The organism is Streptomyces sp. SYSU D01066-1 (assembly GCF_054956795.1).
Genome location: NZ_JBUDHV010000008.1, coordinates 98,969 through 115,809, shown reverse-complemented (window position 1 = coordinate 115,809; position 16,841 = coordinate 98,969). Strand labels below are relative to the sequence as shown.

Sequence of the window (16,841 nt, the reverse complement as noted above, 5' to 3'; positions counted from 1 at the left end):
CGGTCCCCTGGAACCACCGGGGAGCAAGCTCCCCTGAGCAGGTCGAATAGGAGAGAACTCGTGGACGACGTTCTGCGGCGCAACCCGCTCTTCGCGGCGCTCGACGACGAGCAGGCCGCCGAGCTGCGCGCCTCCATGAGTGAGGTGACCCTCGCTCGCGGTGACTCGCTGTTCCACGAGGGGGACCCGGGCGACCGCCTGTACGTGGTCACCGAGGGCAAGGTCAAGCTGCACCGCACCTCCCCCGACGGCCGCGAGAACATGCTGGCCGTCGTCGGCCCCGGCGAGCTGATCGGCGAGCTGTCGCTGTTCGACCCGGGCCCGCGCACCGCGACCGCCACCGCGCTGACCGAGGTCAAGCTGCTCGGCCTGGGCCACGGTGACCTCCAGCCCTGGCTGAACGTCCGCCCGGAGGTGGCCACCGCCCTGCTGCGCGCCGTCGCCCGCCGGCTGCGCAAGACCAACGACGCCATGTCGGACCTGGTCTTCTCGGACGTTCCGGGCCGGGTCGCGCGCGCCCTGCTCGACCTGTCCCGCCGGTTCGGCGTGCAGTCCGAGGAGGGCATCCACGTGGTGCACGACCTCACCCAGGAGGAGCTGGCCCAGCTGGTCGGCGCCTCCCGCGAGACGGTCAACAAGGCCCTCGCCGACTTCGCCCAGCGCGGCTGGCTCCGCCTGGAGGCCCGCGCGGTGATCCTGCTGGACGTGGAGCGGCTGGCGAAGCGTTCGCGCTGAGGCGCTCAGGGCGCGGGCGGCTGGATGAGCCCGTGCTCCTTCAGGTACTCCAGCTGCGCCCGTACCGACAGCTCCGCCGCCGGCCACAGGGAGCGGTCCACGTCCGCGTAGACCTGGGCGACGACCTCGGCGGCCGTCCGGTAACCGTCCTCGACCGCCGTCTCGACCTGCGCGAGACGGCTGGCGCGGTGGGCGAGGTAGTACTCCACGGCCCCCTGGGCGTCCTCCAGGACGGGGCCGTGCCCCGGCAGCACCGTGTGCACGCCGTCGTCGACCGTGAGCGACCTGAGCCGCCGCAGGGAGTCCAGGTAGTCGCCGAGGCGGCCGTCGGGGTGGGCCACGACGGTCGTACCGCGTCCCAGCACCGTGTCGCCCGTCAGCACCGCCCGGTCGGCGGGCAGGTGGAAGCTGAGCGAGTCGGCGGTGTGACCCGGCGTCGGTACGACCCTCAGCTCCAGGCCGCCGGCCGTGACCACGTCGCCGGCCCCGAGCCCCTCCTCGCCCAGCCGCAGCGCCGGGTCCAGCGCCCGCACCTTCGTACGGGTCAGCTCGGCGAAGCGGGCGGCGCCCTCGGCGTGGTCGGGGTGACCGTGCGTCAGCAGCGTCAGGGCGATCCGCCGGCCGGCCCGCTCGGCGGTGCCGGCGACACGCCGCAGGTGGCCCTCGTCCAGCGGCCCCGGATCGACCACGACGGCCAGGTCCGAACCGGGCTCGGCGAGGATCCAGGTGTTGGTCCCGTCCAGGGTCATCGGCGAGGCGTTGGGGGCCAGGACGTTGACGGCCCGTGCGGTGGCGGGTCCGGTCAGCACCTGGCCGCGCGGCCGGCCGGGCAGTGCGGTCGCGTCGGTCATGCGGGGGCTCCCCCGGTCTCGGTACTCGTCCCGGCGGTCGCCGGGACGTACTTGGTGAACTCCTCGTGCCCCGGCCACGACAGCACGATCTCGCCGTCCTCCAGCCGCGCCCGGGCCAGTACGGGCGTCAGATCGCGCCCGGCGGACGCCGCCAGCGCCCCGGCCGCCGTGCCGTACCCGGTGAGCGTCCGCAGCGTCGCGATCGTCGGCGGCATCATCAGCAGCTCGCCCCGGTCGTACCCGGCGGCGGCCTCGGCCGGCGTGGTCCACACCGCGCGGTCGGCCTCCGTGGAGGCGTTGCGGGTGCGCTGCCCCTCGGGGAGGGCGGCCACGAAGAACCACGTGTCGTAGCGCCGGGCCTCGAACTCCGGGGTGATCCAACGCGCCCAGGCACCCAGCAGGTCGGAGCGGAGCAGCAGGCCCCGCCGCTCCAGGAACTGGGCGAAGGACAGCTCCCGGGCGACCAGCGCGGCCCGGTCGGCCTCCCAGTCGTCGCCGGTGGTGTCCCCGACGACGGTCCCGGCGGTCGGCCCGGCGAGCAGGACGCCCGCCTCCTCGTACGTCTCCCGCACGGCGGCGCAGACGATCGCCTGGGCGGCGGCCTCGTCCGTGCCGAGCCGTTTCGCCCACCACGCGCGCGTGGGGCCCGCCCAGCCGACGGCGCGGTCGTCGTCGCGCGGGTCGACGCCGCCGCCCGGATAGGCGTACGCGCCGCCGGCGAAGGCCATGGAGGTGCGGCGGCGCAGCATGTGGACGGCGGGGCCGGGGTCCTTCAGGAGCATCACCGTGGCCGCGCGTCTGGGCATGACCGGGGTGAGACCGCCGGCCACGAGCGCGCGGATGCGCTCCGGCCACTCCTCGGGGTACCACTGACCGTTCACCTGGCCGTCCGCCCGGCCGTCCGCCTGACCCTTCGCCTGGCCGTCCGCCCGGCCGTCCGCCTGACCCTTCGCCTGACCCTTCGCCATGGCCGGAGGCTATCCGGTGACCGGCGGATGTTCGAGTGGCCCCTGCTCTGGCCTCCGTTCCGGCCCGTGCTCCCCGTCAGGCGGGCAGCGCGGCCAGCCAGTCGGTCAGCAACCGGTTGGTGTCCTCGGGGCGTTCCTGCTGGAGCCAGTGGCCGCAGCCCTCCAGGAGGTGCGAGGCGGTGAGGCCGGGCAGGGTCTCGGGGTAGGCGGCGATGGCGTCGGACAGCCAGGTGGTGGAGGCGTCCAGGGCGCCGCCCAGGAACAGGGCGGGCTGCTTGACGGGGGCGCCGTGGTGTCCGGCGAGGTCGGCCCAGTCGCGGTCCATGTTCCGGTACCGGTTCAGGGCGCCGGTGAGGCCGGTCCGCTCGAACTCCCCGGCGTAGACGTCGAGGTCCGCCTCGGTCAGCCAGGCGGGCCGCCGCCCGGTGGGGAAGCGGTCGCGCAGGGTGCCGCCCCGGGCGACGAAGTGCGGGTCGGGGGCGCCGGGCGCGGGCATGGTGTCGCCGGACAGGGCGGCGTAGAAACCGGCGAGCCAGCCCCGTACGTCGGGCTCGATCTCCGCCTCGGCGCGGCCGGGCTCCTGGAAGTACGAGACGTAGAACTCCTGCCCGGCCTCCGGGCCGCCCATCGAGGCGAAGACCTCGCTCGGCCGGGGCCCGCCCGGCGGCGTGTACGGGACGCTGAGCAGGCCGACCGCCCGGAAGACGTCGGGCCGCAGCAGCGCGGAGACGGCGGCGATGGTCGCGCCCCAGTCGTGGCCGACGATCACCGCCTCCCGCCCGCCCAGCGCCTCCACCACGGCGACGTTGTCGGCCACCAGGTCGAGCATCCGGTACGCCGCCGGATCGGCGGGCCGCGAGGAGCGCCCGTAGCCGCGCACGTCGAGCGCGGCGGCACGGAACCCGGCGGCGGCCAGGGCGGGCAGCTGACGGCGCCAGGAGTACCAGGACTCCGGGAAACCGTGCACCAGGAGGACCAGCGGGCCGGTGCCCTGCTCGACCAGGTGGACGCGGCCGGCCGGGCCGGGCACGAGGCGGTGGACGGGGGCGGTCGGGGGCTGCTCGGGCATGGGTCCTCCCGGACGTGCGGAGATCGCTGTCAGGAGCCCTGTACCGGGCTCCCGGCAGCGATCCTGTGACGCCGGCCACGGGCCCGGCCAGGTTTGTTGCCGAACTGGCAACAACCCGCGCGGTACTACGGCTGCCCGGTGCTGCGCCTGCTCGGATGCCACACCCGCGCGGTCCTACGCCCCCTCGGCCAGCTCCACCTGGATCTCGACCTCCACGGGCGCGTCCAGCGGCAGCACCGCCACGCCGACCGCGCTGCGCGCGTGCACGCCCTTGTCGCCGAAGACCTCGCCGAGCAGCTCGCTGGCACCGTTGAGCACGGCGGGCTGTCCGGTGAAGTCGGGGGCGGAGGCGACGAAGCCGACGACCTTCACCACGCGCGCGACGCGGTCGAGGTCACCGGCGACGGACTTCACGGCGGCCAGGGCGTTCAGCGCGCAGGTGCGCGCCAGCTCCTTGGCCTCCTCGGGCGTGACCTCACCGCCCACCTTGCCGGTCACCGGCAGCGCGCCGTCCACCATCGGCAGCTGCCCGGCGGTGAAGACGTACGCCCCCGACCGCACGGCCGGCTGGTAGGCGGCCAGCGGCGGCACGACCTCCGGCAGCGTGATGCCCAGCTCCGCGAGTTTCGCCTCGACGGCACTCACGCCTGCTTCTCCCGCTTCAGGTAGGCCACCAGCTGCTCGGGGTTGTTCGGCCCGGGAACGACCTGGACGAGTTCCCAGCCGTCCTCGCCCCAGGTGTCCAGAATCTGCTTCGTGGCGTGGACGAGCAGCGGTACGGTCGCGTATTCCCATGAACGACGGTACGGTTCCGGCATGAAAACTCCAGAGGTGATAACAGGTATGAACTTGCATGTCGCAGGCTATACGCGCCAGTCCTACGGGCGGGCCAACGGCAGTGAGACCAGTCCTGCCAACCAGCGCGCTGCCAACCATGCCCGGTTTGAACTGTTCGCCAAGGAGTCGGCACACCAGGGCCGCGAGACCGTGTGGTGCGGTCACTACGAAGACGTAGGTGTCAGCGCCTACAGCGGAACGGAGCGCCCGGACTTTGAGCGCCTGCTGCGTGACTGCCGCATGGGGCGCGTGAACGTCGTCATCGTCTACAACATCAGCCGGTTGTCTCGGCTCGAACCGCGCGACGCTATCCCCGTCGTCAATGAGTTGCTGTCGCTGGGCGTATCCATCGTGTCCACCACCGAGGGTGTCTTCCGGCCCGGCGACACCATGGACCTGATCCACCTGATTTTCCGGCTGGACGCAGCGCACCAGGAGTCGAAGAACAAGAGCACTGCCGTTCGTGACGCTGCGGCGCTGGCCCGTTCGCTGGGCGGCTATGTCGGGGGCAAGGCACCTTACGGCAGGAAGCTGCGGCAGGAGATCAGAACTACTTCCGAGGGCAAGCCTGTTGCCGTCCAGTTGCTTGATGTGGAGCCAGCGCAGGCAGACGTCATCCGGCGAATCTGGAAGATGATCCAAGAGGGTGCAGGCAGCGCGACCAGCGGCAAGGAGGTTCCTGGCTCCATCGGTGCCGTATGCCGCGTGTTGAACGCCGATGGTGTCCCGACGCTGGGCGCAGCGCGCGGCAAGAAGTCGGCCAACAGCGCATGGCACCCCAAGACACTCATCCGGATGCTGCGCCACCCCCACCTTGCAGGGTTCGACTCCGACGCCGTTTACAACGCCCAGGGACGCGTGACCGGACAGCGCATCCGGCGCGATACCGAGGGCCGCCCTGTGGCCTCCTACGAACCGATCCTGCCGCCGTCTGAGTGGTTCGCCCTGCAAGAGTGGCTGGACGCGCGCCCCGTTCGTTCCAATGCACCGCGCAGTACTGCCCTGCTGTCCAGTCAGGGGATCATGTCCTGCGCATGCGGCTACACGATGTCAGCGAACAATTCAGCACGCCCCAGCTACTTCTGTAACCGTCCGCAGGGCAAACCTTTGAGCGCGAATCCTGGTGACCACACGGGGCGCAGCTACATCAGCCGCAGCGCGCTGGATGACTACGTAGTGCGCAGCATCTTTGAACTGATCGCGGCAGCGGAGCATGACGCCGACAGCCGCGAGATCCTGGAGCGTGTCGCAGCGCACTACGCTGAGGTAAACGAGACAGCGGAAACGGCGCAGGAACGGCGCACGGTCATGCGGGAACGGGCTGACGCCACCCGCGCGCTGACGCAGCTCTATGACGACGCAGACCTGTACCGAGGTGATGAGGTCGGCCGCGAGCGCTGGGCGAACGATGTCCGGACACAACAGGCGCGCGTATCCGCTGCTGACACCAGACTCGAAGCGCTGGGGCGTGAAGGCACGCTGACGCTGCCTGTTCATGAGTGGTGCGCCAGCGATGACCCGGAGTGGAACGGTGACCCGCTGGGCGCTGGCACATGGTGGGACAGCGCAGATCTTGAAGAGCGCCGCAGCTTCGTCGCCCTGTTCGTGAAGCGGATAACGGTGCGCAAGGCACTGCCCAGCGAAAAGAGCCGGGGCAATAAGGCTGTGGCTGTGGTCGAACCGCGAGTGATCATTGAATGGGTCTGAGTCGCTACTGCGGCGTTCGCCGCTCAATCGCGTGACCAGGGCCTTTGGAAGTGATCTTGTGTCCGGGTTCGTCATGCCGGCCCGAGTGCGGTGAGGGGCCGCAGGTGGCCTCGGGCGGTGTGGCGGAGGGCGGCTGCGATGTTGGTGTGGCCGTCCTGGCGGTGGGCGCCGACGGCGAGGTTGCGCAGGCCGGCCATGGCGCGGGGCAGGTGCCGGGTGCGGATGTGCGAGGCGTCCTCGTGGAAGGTGAGGTCGCGGACGTGGTGGAGCTGGTTCTCGATGCGCCAGTGGCCGCGGATCCAAGCAGCGAGTTCGCTGCCGTCGGCCGCGCCGGGCGGCAGGTTCGTGACCAGTTGGACGCGTTCGACCGAGAGCTTGCCCGTGCCCAGGGCCCTTCTGCGGCGCACGACTTGGAGGTCTGGCGGGCGTGCGGGTGGTCGAGGTGGGCGAACGCGGCCGTCTTCGGACGGCGGACCTCGTCGCGGTGGTGGCCCCGGCCGCGTTCGTAGTGGTCCAGGCGGACGTCACGCCAGGGCGGGCGGCGGACCTTTTCGTACGGTCCGGGTGATTCCTCTTGATCACGGCCAGGTAGTGCGCCCCGCGTTTACGCAGGCAGGTGGCGTGGTCGTGCTGGGTGTGCAGGGCTTCCGCGGTGATCACCGCGTCAGTCAGGTCGATGCCGTCGAGGAGCGGGGCGAAGGCCGGGAATTTCGTTGCTCTTGCCGTCGACCTGCCGTTGGGCGAGGACATGGCCGCGGTGGGTCATCGCGGTGATCAGAGCGATGGCCGGCCGCCTGGCGGTGCGAGAACCGCGGAATGTCTTGCCGACGACAGCGATGACCTTGCGTCCGGAGGCCGGGGCCTTGCGTCTCTGAAGGAAGTCACCGATGGCGCGGTCGAGGGCGTCACCGTCCACGGCGGCCAGGACGAGACGGATGGTCGTGGCGTGGGGCGGGCGGATCAAGCCGGTCAGCGGGTCGGGGCGGAAGCCGAGCAGGGACAGGACGCGCTGCGGGGCGTCGGCGACCCACTCTCCGATCGCCGTGATCGAGGCGGCGCCGGCCGCAACGGCGGCGGCCGCAGCGGTGAGCAGGGCCGCCCACGGGTGAAAGATGCCGCGACGGGCCCGTGGGTCAGGCACCGCGGCCAAGTAACTCCGCAGGTCAGTGGCCGTCTCCAGCGGGACAGGGGCGGAGGCGTCCCCCAGTTTCCGGAGGCGTGACTGCATGCGGGAAGACGGGTGCGCAGGCATGGACTCGCTCGGTGTTCATACGGACTCGACACCCACATGATCACCAGTGGCCATGCCTGTTCTGCGTCCAGGGGCGCTGCCGACAGAAGTCGACAAGCCATCACATCCAGCGCTCAGCAGGCGAACCGCCCACCTCGAGACTTCTCGAAGACCCTGATCCTGAGGGACACGGGTGACAACGGCCCCGGAGAGGTCACGTACGGCCCACGGACGGCCCGCTGCGGAATCCTCGGCCCCCGCGCCCTGTCACCCCAAACCTCGCGCCGGACGGACCGGAGGAGAGGAACCCTGGTCGCTCCGGAAATGGGGTGACCTTTGCGGCTGCCGCGCGGGTCAGCGTGCCATCTGGTGTGACGGCTGCTGCGGGTTTACCGGCTGTGCGCTGTGCGGGTGGACGTATAAGCGTCCGTGCCCGCTGCGTGTCGGGGGCAATGCGGAACCCGTCCGCTGGTGAGCGCCTCGTGGCGCCCCTGGAAATGTTCGGGAGCCACTACGGGGCCTGCGGTGCTCAGCGTCCGCCCAGAGCAGCGCGCAAGGCTTCCCCTGGTGCCTCCGCTACCGACGTGCTGAGCCATGAACCCCTGGTCGGCGCCCTATCTGGACGTGCCATTGCCCGTGGCGCAAGGCTCTCGTATTCCCGCTTGGTCATGGGTCGACTGTATCCGCTGTTATCCACAGCCCTCCGCGTAGGCCGGGCCCGGACTGGTTACGCTCGAATACGTGAGCAGGCTCCAGGTCGTCAGCGGCAAGGGCGGAACCGGCAAGACCACGGTGGCCGCCGCCCTAGCGCTGGCCCTGGCCACGGAGGGGAAGCGGACGCTCCTCGTCGAGGTCGAGGGCCGGCAGGGCATCGCGCAGCTCTTCGAGACCGAAGCGCTGCCTTATGAGGAGCGGAAGATCGCCGTCGCTCCCGGGGGCGGGGAGGTGTACGCCCTCGCCATCGACCCCGAGCAGGCCCTTCTGGACTACCTCCAGATGTTCTACAAACTGGGCGGCGCCGGCCGGGCCCTGAAGAAGCTCGGCGCCATCGACTTCGCGACCACCATCGCGCCCGGGGTGCGGGACGTCCTGCTGACCGGCAAGGCGTGCGAGGCGGTCCGCCGGAAGGACCGCGCCGGACGGTTCGTGTACGACTACGTCGTCATGGACGCGCCCCCGACCGGCCGCATCGCCCGCTTCCTCAACGTCAACGACGAGGTGGCCGGGCTGGCGAAGATCGGCCCGATACACAATCAGGCGCAGGCGGTGATGCGGGTCCTGAAGTCCCGCGAGACGGCCGTGCACCTGGTGACGCTGCTGGAGGAGATGCCGGTCCAGGAGACCGTCGACGGCATCGCCGAGCTGCGTGCCGCCCGGCTGCCGGTGGGCCGGATCATCGTCAACATGGTGCGCCCGGAGGTGCTGGACGCCGAGGACCTGGAGCTCGTACGGGCCCTTCCGCGTTCCTCCCTCGCCCAGGCCCTGTCCGCCGCCGGGCTCGGCGGGGCGCGGCGCGGCGGGCACGCCGAGCGGCTGGTGGACCCGCTCCTCGACCAGGCCGGGCAGTACGCCGCGCGGTACGAGCTGGAGCAGGAGCAGCGGGCCGCCCTCGGTGAGCTGGACCTGCCGCTGCACGAGCTGCCGCTGTTCGTCGAGGGCATGGACCTGGCGGGCCTGTACGAACTCGCCACCGAGCTGCGGAAGCAGGGGATCGCATGAGCCCGAGCCGACCGGAAGCGGACCGCGCCCCCGCGCAGGAGGGCGCGCGGCGGCTGTCCCCCACGCGCGCGCTGCGGATCGATCCGCTGCTGGAGGACCCGGCGACCCGGATCGTGGTGTGCTGCGGTTCGGGCGGCGTCGGCAAGACGACGACGGCGGCGGCACTGGGTCTCAGGGCGGCCGAGCGGGGCCGCAAGGTGGTCGTGCTCACCATCGACCCGGCCCGCCGGCTCGCCCAGTCGATGGGCATCGACTCGCTGGACAACGTGCCGCGCCGGGTGAAGGGCATCGACGACACGGCCGGCGGCGAGCTGCACGCGATGATGCTCGACATGAAGCGCACCTTCGACGAGATCGTCGAGGCGCACGCGGACGCCGGGCGGGCGCGGGCGATCCTGTCGAACCCCTTCTACCAGTCGCTCTCGGCGGGCTTCGCGGGCACGCAGGAGTACATGGCGATGGAGAAGCTGGGGCAGCTGCGCTCGCGCGACGAGTGGGACCTGATCGTCGTCGACACCCCGCCGTCCCGCTCCGCCCTGGACTTCCTGGACGCGCCCAAGCGCCTGGGGTCCTTCCTGGACGGCAAGCTGATCCGCGTCCTGCTGGCCCCGGCGAAGGTGGGCGGCCGGGCCGGCATGAAGTTCCTCAACGTCGGCATGTCGATGATGACGGGCGTGCTGGGGAAGGTGCTCGGCGGACAGTTCCTGAAGGACGTGCAGACGTTCGTGGCGGCGATGGACTCGATGTTCGGCGGCTTCCGCACCCGCGCGGACGCCACGTACAAGCTGCTCCAGGCCCCCGGTACGGCGTTCCTGGTGGTCGCGGCCCCGGAGCGGGACGCGCTGCGCGAGGCCGCGTACTTCGTCCAGCGGCTGGCGGCCGAGGACATGCCGCTCGCCGGTCTGGTCCTCAACCGGGTCCACGGCAGCGGGGCCGACCTGCTGTCCGCCGAGCGGGCACTCGCCGCCGCGGAAAATCTTGAGGACACCGGCATTGTGGATCAGCGCGAGGGGAAAGCTGGAGTTCGTAACTCTCCCGAAACACACGGCAGTTCCGGCTCCCCCGCGGCTGAAGATCCCGCCGGGCGGACTGTCGGCACGACCGCCGCGGAGACCGTCAGCGCGACCGCCGCGGAGACCGGGGACGCCGACCACACCGAGGACACCGGGGACGCCGAGGGTGGAGACACCACCGAGGGCGGAGACGGCACCGGATTCGACGCGGACGGCACGGGAACGGACACGGACACGGACGCAGGCACGGACCCGGCACGCTCCGTCGACCGGCTCACCGCGGGCCTGCTCCGCCTGCACGCCGACCGTATGCGGCTGCTCTCCCGCGAGCAGCGCACGCGTGACCGCTTCACCGCGCTCCACCCCGAGGTGGCGGTGACCGAAGTGGCCGCGCTCCCCGGCGACGTGCACGACCTCGCGGGGCTGCGGGACATCGGCGACCGTCTCGCGGCGGACCGGCCCGAGCTGCCCGACGCGCGGGTGTGAGGGCGGCGACGCGCCTCAGCCCACGGCCGCGTAGTCCTCGTAGATCTCGTCGTCGTCGAGGGGCATGATGCCGGCTCCTCGCTCGTACTCCGTACGCGCCGTCTCCAGGAGCCGGCGCCAGGAGGTGACGGTGGGCCGCCTGCGCAGCAGCGCGCGGCGCTCCCGCTCCGTCATGCCTCCCCACACGCCGAACTCGACGCGGTTGTCCAGCGCGTCGGCCAGGCACTCGGTCCGCACCGGGCATCCGGTGCACACCGCCTTGGCCCTGTTCTGCGCTGCTCCCTGAACGAACAGTTCATCCGGATCGGTAGTGCGGCAGGCGGCCTGCGCACTCCAGTCGGTAACCCAGCCCATACCGGCGCCGTCCTCTCCCGAATCGAGGCTCCCCCACGGCGGCAGCGGCATATTCACCGCCGCCAGTTGAGGACGTTACGGAAGGTGGGCACAGCGCAACACCCCCAGCGGGCCCAATCTTGAATGGCCCGAACGGACTATGGGGAAGCGGCAGATCACCCGGGGGAGTGAGGTGACGACATACGGGGCGAACCCGGCATCGAGGTCGTTTACGCCGCGCCACAACGGACACCATTCACCACACAAGGCCAATTCGGACACGCGCCGCACCCGCTCCGGCACGCGCCGGTACGCCCCGAATGCTCCAACCTCTCCGAACGCTCCGAACGCTCCGACAGGCCCCACCGGGTCGCCCACCACGGGCTGCCGACGGACACCGGCGGGTCGCCGGCGCGGCATCACGGGTGACCCCACCGGCGCCCCGTCGAGCCGCTGCCGGAAAAGTCGAGCGGAGGCGGAACGATCCGGCGCCACCAGGCGTATTGATACATGGCCGCGCTGCTGTGACAGTTGAGAGCAGCTTAGGCCAAGGCATATACGCGTGTCCGGCGAATGAGAACGTAGGCTGCCTCCATGGCAAAGAAGCGCTCGGGCGGTGGTCTGTCACCTGCGCAGCAGGCCGCCAAGTTCCTCGGTGTCAGTGTGCTCGCGGGAGCCGTCCTGGCGGGCATCGCGCTGCCCGCCGTGGGTGCGCTGGGGCTCGCCGCGAAGGGCTCGGTCGAGAGCTTCGACGAGCTGCCCGCCAACATGAAGACTCCCCCGCTGAGTCAGCGCACCACCATCCTCGACTCCGAGGGCGGCACCATCGCGACGGTCTACTCACGCGACCGCACGGTGGTGAGCCTGAAGAACATCTCGCCCTACATGCAGAAGGCGATCGTCGCGATCGAGGACTCGCGCTTCTACCAGCACGGGGCGGTCGACCTGAAGGGCGTGCTGCGCGCGGTCAACAAGAACGCCCGCAGCGGCGGCGTCTCCGAGGGCGCCTCCACCCTCACCCAGCAGTACGTGAAGAACGTCTTCGTCGAGGAGGCCGGCGACGACCCGACCAAGGTCGCCCAGGCCACCCAGCAGACCATCGGCCGCAAGATCCGCGAGCTGAAGTACGCGATCCAGGTCGAGGAGGAGCTGGGCAAGAAGAAGATCCTCGAGAACTACCTGAACATCACCTTCTTCGGCCAGCAGGCGTACGGCGTCGAGGCCGCCTCCCAGCGCTACTTCTCCAAGCACGCCAAGGACCTCACTCTCCCCGAGTCCGCCCTGCTGGCCGGCATCGTCCAGTCGCCCAGCCGGTACGACCCGGTCAACGACGAGGCGGAGGCCACCAAGCGGCGCAACGTGGTGCTCGCCCGGATGGCCGAGGTCGGTGACATCTCCGAGGCGGAGGCCGCCGAGGCGCAGGAGGCACCGCTCGGCCTGAAGGTCAGCACGCCGAAGAACGGCTGCATCACGGCCGTGGACGGCGCGGGCTTCTTCTGCGACTACGTGCGCGAGGTCTTCCTGAGCGACCCGGTCTTCGGCGAGACCAAGGAGGCCCGGGCCAAGATCTGGAACCAGGGCGGCCTGACCATCCGCACCACCCTCGACCCGAAGGCGCAGGAGTCGGCGCAGGCGTCGATCAAGGAGCACGTCTACAAGGACGACGAGGTGGCGACCGCCGCCACCATCGTCGAGCCCGGCACCGGCAAGATCCTGGCGATGGGCCAGTCGCGTCCGTACGGCTTCGGCAAGAACGAGACGCAGATGAACCTCTCGGTGGACCAGGCCATGGGCGGCGGCCTCGGCTACCAGCCCGGTTCGACGTTCAAGCCGATCGTCGCGGCGGCGGCCATCGAGGGCGGCACCCCGGCGACGAAGTCGTACTCCTCGCCGTACGAGATGGAGTACCCGAGCCCGATCGCCGCCTGCGACGGCAAGACCTGGCAGAACGACCCCGCCAACCCGGCGAAGCTGGAGAACGAGAACGAGTCCGAGGTCGGCCCGTACAGCATGAAGGAGGCGACCGCGAAGTCGGTCAACACCTACTACGTGCAGCTGATCAGCGACATCGGCATCTGCCCGGTGACCGAGATGGCGCAGAAGATGGGCGTCGAGCGGGCCGACGGCGGCACGATGCAGCAGGCGCCGTCCATCGCCCTGGGCACCCAGGAGATGTCCCCGCTGACCATGGCGAACGCGTACGCGACCTTCGCCTCGCGCGGCATGTACTGCACGCCGGTCGCCATCGAGTCGATCACCCAGCGCGTCGGCCAGCGGAACAAGTCGCTCGAGGTCCCGAAGTCGACCTGCTCCCGCGCCATGTCGGAGACGACCGCCGACACCATCAACACGCTGCTGCGCGGCGTGGTGGAGGACGGTACGGGTACGGAGGCCGGCCTCGGCAGCCGTCCCAGCGCCGGCAAGACCGGTACGACGGACTTCCGTTACGCGGCCTGGTTCGTCGGCTACACGCCGGACATGGCGGGCGCCGTCTGGGTCGGCGACCCGGCGCACGAACGGCAGATGGTCGACATCACGATCGGCGGCGTCCCGCACGACAAGGTGTTCGGCGGTGAGGTCCCCGGCCCGATCTGGCGCGACATGATGTCCGGCGCGCTGGAGGGCAAGCCCGCGACCGACTTCTCCTACGTCGACATCCCCGACGCCGCCGGCCAGGACAGGGGCGGCGACGACGGCGGCAACGGCGACGACGGGGCCGACAACGGGAACGGCGACGGGAACGGCGGCACCGATGGCGGCGGCACGGCGGACGGCGGCACGGGCGACGGCGGCACGGCGGACGGCGGCACGGGCGACGACGACGTGAACCTCATCGGCGACCTGACCAACGGCGGCAACTGGGGCGACATCTTCCAGGGCCAGGGCAACGGCGGAGGACGCGGCTGAGGCACCGCGCGGACGGCCGACGGCCCCTTCACCTTCCGGTTCTCGGGAGGTGAAGGGGCCGTCGGCTGTCTGCCTGTCTGTCCTGTACGCCTGTCCTACAGGTCCGTACGTCCGCCTGCTCCCGGCGGACCGTCCGCCGTCCGCCGTCCGCTCAGCCGGCCAGCAGCTTCTTGACCGCGGCGGCGACCCGGCCGCCCTCGGCCAGCCCGGCCACCTTCGGATTCACGATCTTCATGACCGCGCCCATGGCCCGCGGCCCCTCGGCACCGGCCGCCTTCGCCTCCTCGACGGCCTGCGCGACGATCGCGTTCAACTCGTCGTCACCGAGCTGCTTGGGCAGGTAGGCGGCGAGCACCTCCCCCTCCGCCTTCTCCCGCTCGGCGCTCTCGGCCCGGCCGCCCTGCGCGAAGGCCTCCGCGGCCTCCCGCCGCTTCTTCGCCTCCCGGGCGATGACCTTCTGCACCTCGTCATCGGAGAGCTCACGCTTGGTGGTTCCCGCGACCTCTTCCTTGGTGATCGCGGAGAGGGTCAGCCGCAGCGTGGAGGAGCGCAGCTCGTCACGCTCCTTGATCGCGGCGTTGAGGTCGTCCTGCAGCTTCGACTTGAGGGTGGTCATGCCGTCGATTGTCGCAGGTACGGCGGCCTGGGCGCCTGTCTGTTTACCGCGTGGAAGACGGCGGGGCCGGGCGGCGGACGGAAGTTGTCCACAGGGGGCGTGACTCCCCTCCGGCATCTGACACGATGGTCGCATGCGCGCGCGATACGGAGTGCCCTTGTCCATCGCGGCGGCTGGCGCCGCCGGTCTGGTCTACGCCGCGGGCTTCGAGGCCCGCTCCTTCCGCCTCCGAAGGGTGACGGTCCCCGTCCTGCCCTCCGGCATGCGTCCCCTCCGCGTGCTCCAGGTCTCCGACATCCACATGGTCCGTGACCAGCGCAAGAAGCAGCGCTGGCTGCGCTCGCTGGCCGGCCTGCGCCCCGACTTCGTGATCAACACCGGGGACAACCTCTCCGACCCCGAGGGCGTCCCCGAGGTCCTGGACGCGCTCGGCCCCCTGATGGAGTTCCCCGGCGCGTACGTCTTCGGCTCCAACGACTACTACGGCCCCGCGCTCCGCAACCCCGCCCGGTACCTGCTGGAGAAGCTCCAGGGCCGTCACGGCCTCAACGGCAACCCGCCGGCCGCCAACGTCGTCCACAACCCCTGGGAGGACCTCCGCGACACCTTCGACGCCGCGGGCTGGCTGGACCTCACCAACACCCGGGGCACGCTCAAGGTGGACGGCGTGTCGATCGAGCTGACCGGCCTGGACGACCCGCACATCAAGCGGGACCGGTACGCGGAGGTGGCCGGCGGCCCGTCCGGCTCCGCGGACTTCTCGATGGGCGTGGTCCACGCGCCCTACCTGCGCGTGCTCGACGCCTTCACCGCCGACGACTACCCCCTGATCCTCGCCGGCCACACCCACGGCGGCCAGCTGTGCATCCCCTTCTACGGCGCCCTGGTCACCAACTGCGACCTGGACACGGACCGCGTCAAGGGCCTCTCCACGCACACGGCCGAGGGCCGTACGTCCTACCTCCACGTCTCGGCGGGCTGCGGCACCAACCGCTACACGCCGGTCCGCTTCGCCTGCCCCCCGGAGGCGACGCTGCTGACGCTGGTGGGCCGCGAGTAGGACCGCCAGGCGCCGGGGCGGTGCGGGCGCCGCCCCGGGGCCAGGGGTGTTACAGGCACCACGGGCATTACGGGCGCCATGGCCGATGCGGGCGCTACGCCCCGGAACGCCGTAACCCACACAGCCCACCCGCATCGCCCCCTTCGCCCTCCTTCCCTACGTTGAGGGCATGACCGCACCGATACCCAGGGACATCCCGGACCTGCCCGCGGTCCCGGGCCCGCCCGCGCTGCTGCCCGCACCGGTCCCCGCCACGGCCGTGGTGACCCCGGTACGCCGCCCCTTGGTGGCCGCCTTCCGCCTGCTGACGGCCGCCCTGGCCGCGGCGGGCGTCACGATCGAACTCTCCCTCGCCGGCCCCTCCACCCCGGCCCTGAGCCACTTCACGGTGCAGAGCGGCGTCCTGCTGGCCGTCGTCCTCACCCTCTCGGCCCGCCGAGCCTGGACGGCCGCCCGCCCCCTGTCACCCGCCCTGACCGGAGCGGCCCTGCTCTACACCGCGGCCTCGGCCCTGGTGCACCACACCCTCCTCGCCAACCCCGCCAGCCCCTTCGCCCTTGCCGACGCCCCCACCGGCCGGCACGCCGTCGCCACCCACCTCCTGTACACCGCCCTCCCCCTCGCCGCCACCGCCGACTGGCTCCTCCTGACCGTCCCCGGCCGCCTCCGCCTGCGCCACACCGCCGGCTGGATGCTCTACCCCCTGGCCTACCTGGCCTTCTCCCTGGGCCGCGGCGAGCTGCTCATCCCCGACAGCACGGCCCGCTACCTCTACCCCTTCCTCGACGTCGACCAGCACGGCTACAAGGGGGTCCTCGGCAACGCCCTCCTCCTGGGCCTGTCCCTCTACGCCCTGGCCACCCTCCTCGTGGCCCTGGACCACGCCCGCCCGAACCCCCTCCGCCGGCCCTGCTGAATCGGATTTCGTCTCCGGCTCACGGTGGGCTAAAGTAAACGACGTCGCCGCGACAGCGACGACACTCGGGGTGTGGCGCAGCTTGGCAGCGCGCTTCGTTCGGGACGAAGAGGTCGTGGGTTCAAATCCCGCCACCCCGACAGAGAAGTACCAGGTCAGGGGCCTGATCCGCTTAGCGGGTCGGGCCCCTGAGTGGTTGTGGGGGCGTTTTGGGAGCCGATCGGGAGAGGCTCGGAGTCGGTTGCCGAGTACCACTCCGCAAGGCCGGGCGCCGGGTGGACACGCGCTGCCCGGCAGAACGGGTTGTCGCCTTCGTCGGGCTCAGCGGGTCGTGGCACGGGCGCGGTGGCGACGCCGCCGGTCCAGCCGCCACGACCCGCCACGGTTCCGTAC

Annotated in this window: 16 protein-coding genes and 1 tRNA gene; 8 read left to right on the top strand and 9 right to left on the bottom strand. The window is 71.2% G+C overall.

Going from position 1 to position 16,841, the window contains the following annotated elements:
* Positions 1-60 precede the first annotated feature (60 nt).
* Positions 61-735, top strand: coding sequence for a Crp/Fnr family transcriptional regulator (locus tag ACY1JF_RS10760; protein ID WP_189421912.1), 675 nt, complete (start codon positions 61-63; stop codon positions 733-735).
* Between the two features lie 5 nt (positions 736-740).
* Here the strand turns inward: ACY1JF_RS10760 and ACY1JF_RS10755 are convergent, their stop codons facing one another.
* The 5 genes from ACY1JF_RS10755 to ACY1JF_RS10735 form a co-directional block, all read right to left on the bottom strand.
* A complete protein-coding gene (locus tag ACY1JF_RS10755) occupies positions 741-1,586 on the bottom strand; it encodes an MBL fold metallo-hydrolase (protein WP_462704797.1) in 846 nt (281 codons plus the stop codon).
* Positions 1,583-2,554, bottom strand: coding sequence for an NUDIX hydrolase (locus ACY1JF_RS10750; RefSeq protein ID WP_462704796.1), 972 nt, complete (start codon positions 2,552-2,554; stop codon positions 1,583-1,585). Before ACY1JF_RS10750 ends, ACY1JF_RS10755 begins: the two co-directional genes overlap by 4 nt.
* 76 nt (positions 2,555-2,630) lie before the next feature.
* A complete protein-coding gene (locus ACY1JF_RS10745) occupies positions 2,631-3,623 on the bottom strand; it encodes an alpha/beta hydrolase (protein WP_462704795.1) in 993 nt (330 codons plus the stop codon).
* A 174-nt stretch (positions 3,624-3,797) separates the two neighbouring features.
* Entirely contained in the window at positions 3,798-4,268 is a 471-nt protein-coding gene (locus ACY1JF_RS10740; protein WP_215167319.1) for a RidA family protein, read from the bottom strand.
* Positions 4,265-4,441 carry a DUF4177 domain-containing protein gene (locus ACY1JF_RS10735; protein ID WP_462704794.1) on the bottom strand — a complete coding sequence of 59 codons (177 nt, stop codon included), beginning with the start codon at positions 4,439-4,441 and terminating at the stop codon, positions 4,265-4,267. The genes ACY1JF_RS10740 and ACY1JF_RS10735 overlap by 4 nt, the downstream gene beginning before the upstream one ends.
* A gap of 25 nt (positions 4,442-4,466) precedes the next feature.
* On the opposite strand from ACY1JF_RS10735, the gene ACY1JF_RS10730 reads away from it, so the two are divergent.
* A complete protein-coding gene (locus ACY1JF_RS10730) occupies positions 4,467-6,167 on the top strand; it encodes a recombinase family protein (protein WP_462704793.1) in 1,701 nt (566 codons plus the stop codon).
* A 71-nt stretch (positions 6,168-6,238) separates the two neighbouring features.
* Here the strand turns inward: ACY1JF_RS10730 and ACY1JF_RS10725 are convergent, their stop codons facing one another.
* Both ACY1JF_RS10725 and ACY1JF_RS10720 read right to left on the bottom strand, forming a co-directional pair.
* Positions 6,239-6,574 carry a hypothetical protein gene (locus ACY1JF_RS10725; RefSeq protein ID WP_462704792.1) on the bottom strand — a complete coding sequence of 112 codons (336 nt, stop codon included), beginning with the start codon at positions 6,572-6,574 and terminating at the stop codon, positions 6,239-6,241.
* A 257-nt stretch (positions 6,575-6,831) separates the two neighbouring features.
* Positions 6,832-7,308 (bottom strand): transposase family protein, encoded by a 477-nt coding sequence (locus tag ACY1JF_RS10720; RefSeq protein WP_462704791.1) that lies wholly within the window; start codon positions 7,306-7,308, stop codon positions 6,832-6,834.
* Between the two features lie 831 nt (positions 7,309-8,139).
* Between ACY1JF_RS10720 and ACY1JF_RS10715 the strand changes: the two genes are divergently transcribed.
* Together ACY1JF_RS10715 and ACY1JF_RS10710 are read left to right on the top strand one after the other, a co-directional pair.
* Positions 8,140-9,117 (top strand): ArsA family ATPase, encoded by a 978-nt coding sequence (locus ACY1JF_RS10715; RefSeq protein ID WP_462704790.1) that lies wholly within the window; start codon positions 8,140-8,142, stop codon positions 9,115-9,117.
* Positions 9,114-10,616: an ArsA family ATPase gene (locus ACY1JF_RS10710; RefSeq protein ID WP_462704789.1), complete on the top strand. Its 1,503-nt coding sequence runs from the start codon at positions 9,114-9,116 to the stop codon at positions 10,614-10,616. The genes ACY1JF_RS10715 and ACY1JF_RS10710 overlap by 4 nt, the downstream gene beginning before the upstream one ends.
* A 15-nt stretch (positions 10,617-10,631) precedes the next feature.
* Here ACY1JF_RS10710 and wblA read toward each other — a convergent pair whose 3' ends face one another.
* Complete coding sequence (gene wblA, locus ACY1JF_RS10705) at positions 10,632-10,970, bottom strand: transcriptional regulator WblA (RefSeq protein ID WP_462704788.1); 339 nt, start codon at positions 10,968-10,970, stop codon at positions 10,632-10,634.
* A 573-nt stretch (positions 10,971-11,543) separates the two neighbouring features.
* On the opposite strand from wblA, the gene ACY1JF_RS10700 reads away from it, so the two are divergent.
* Positions 11,544-13,856: a transglycosylase domain-containing protein gene (locus ACY1JF_RS10700; protein ID WP_462704786.1), complete on the top strand. Its 2,313-nt coding sequence runs from the start codon at positions 11,544-11,546 to the stop codon at positions 13,854-13,856.
* A 151-nt stretch (positions 13,857-14,007) separates the two neighbouring features.
* Here the strand turns inward: ACY1JF_RS10700 and ACY1JF_RS10695 are convergent, their stop codons facing one another.
* Complete coding sequence (locus ACY1JF_RS10695) at positions 14,008-14,472, bottom strand: GatB/YqeY domain-containing protein (protein WP_462704785.1); 465 nt, start codon at positions 14,470-14,472, stop codon at positions 14,008-14,010.
* A 133-nt stretch (positions 14,473-14,605) separates the two neighbouring features.
* On the opposite strand from ACY1JF_RS10695, the gene ACY1JF_RS10690 reads away from it, so the two are divergent.
* From ACY1JF_RS10690 to ACY1JF_RS10680, 3 genes are all read left to right on the top strand, one after another.
* Positions 14,606-15,532: a metallophosphoesterase gene (locus ACY1JF_RS10690; protein ID WP_215167325.1), complete on the top strand. Its 927-nt coding sequence runs from the start codon at positions 14,606-14,608 to the stop codon at positions 15,530-15,532.
* Positions 15,533-15,701: 169 nt separating this feature from the next.
* Entirely contained in the window at positions 15,702-16,448 is a 747-nt protein-coding gene (locus ACY1JF_RS10685) for a Pr6Pr family membrane protein (protein ID WP_462704784.1), read from the top strand.
* 66 nt (positions 16,449-16,514) lie between these two features.
* Positions 16,515-16,588: transfer RNA gene (locus ACY1JF_RS10680), tRNA-Pro, on the top strand.
* Positions 16,589-16,841: the final 253 nt, after the last annotated feature.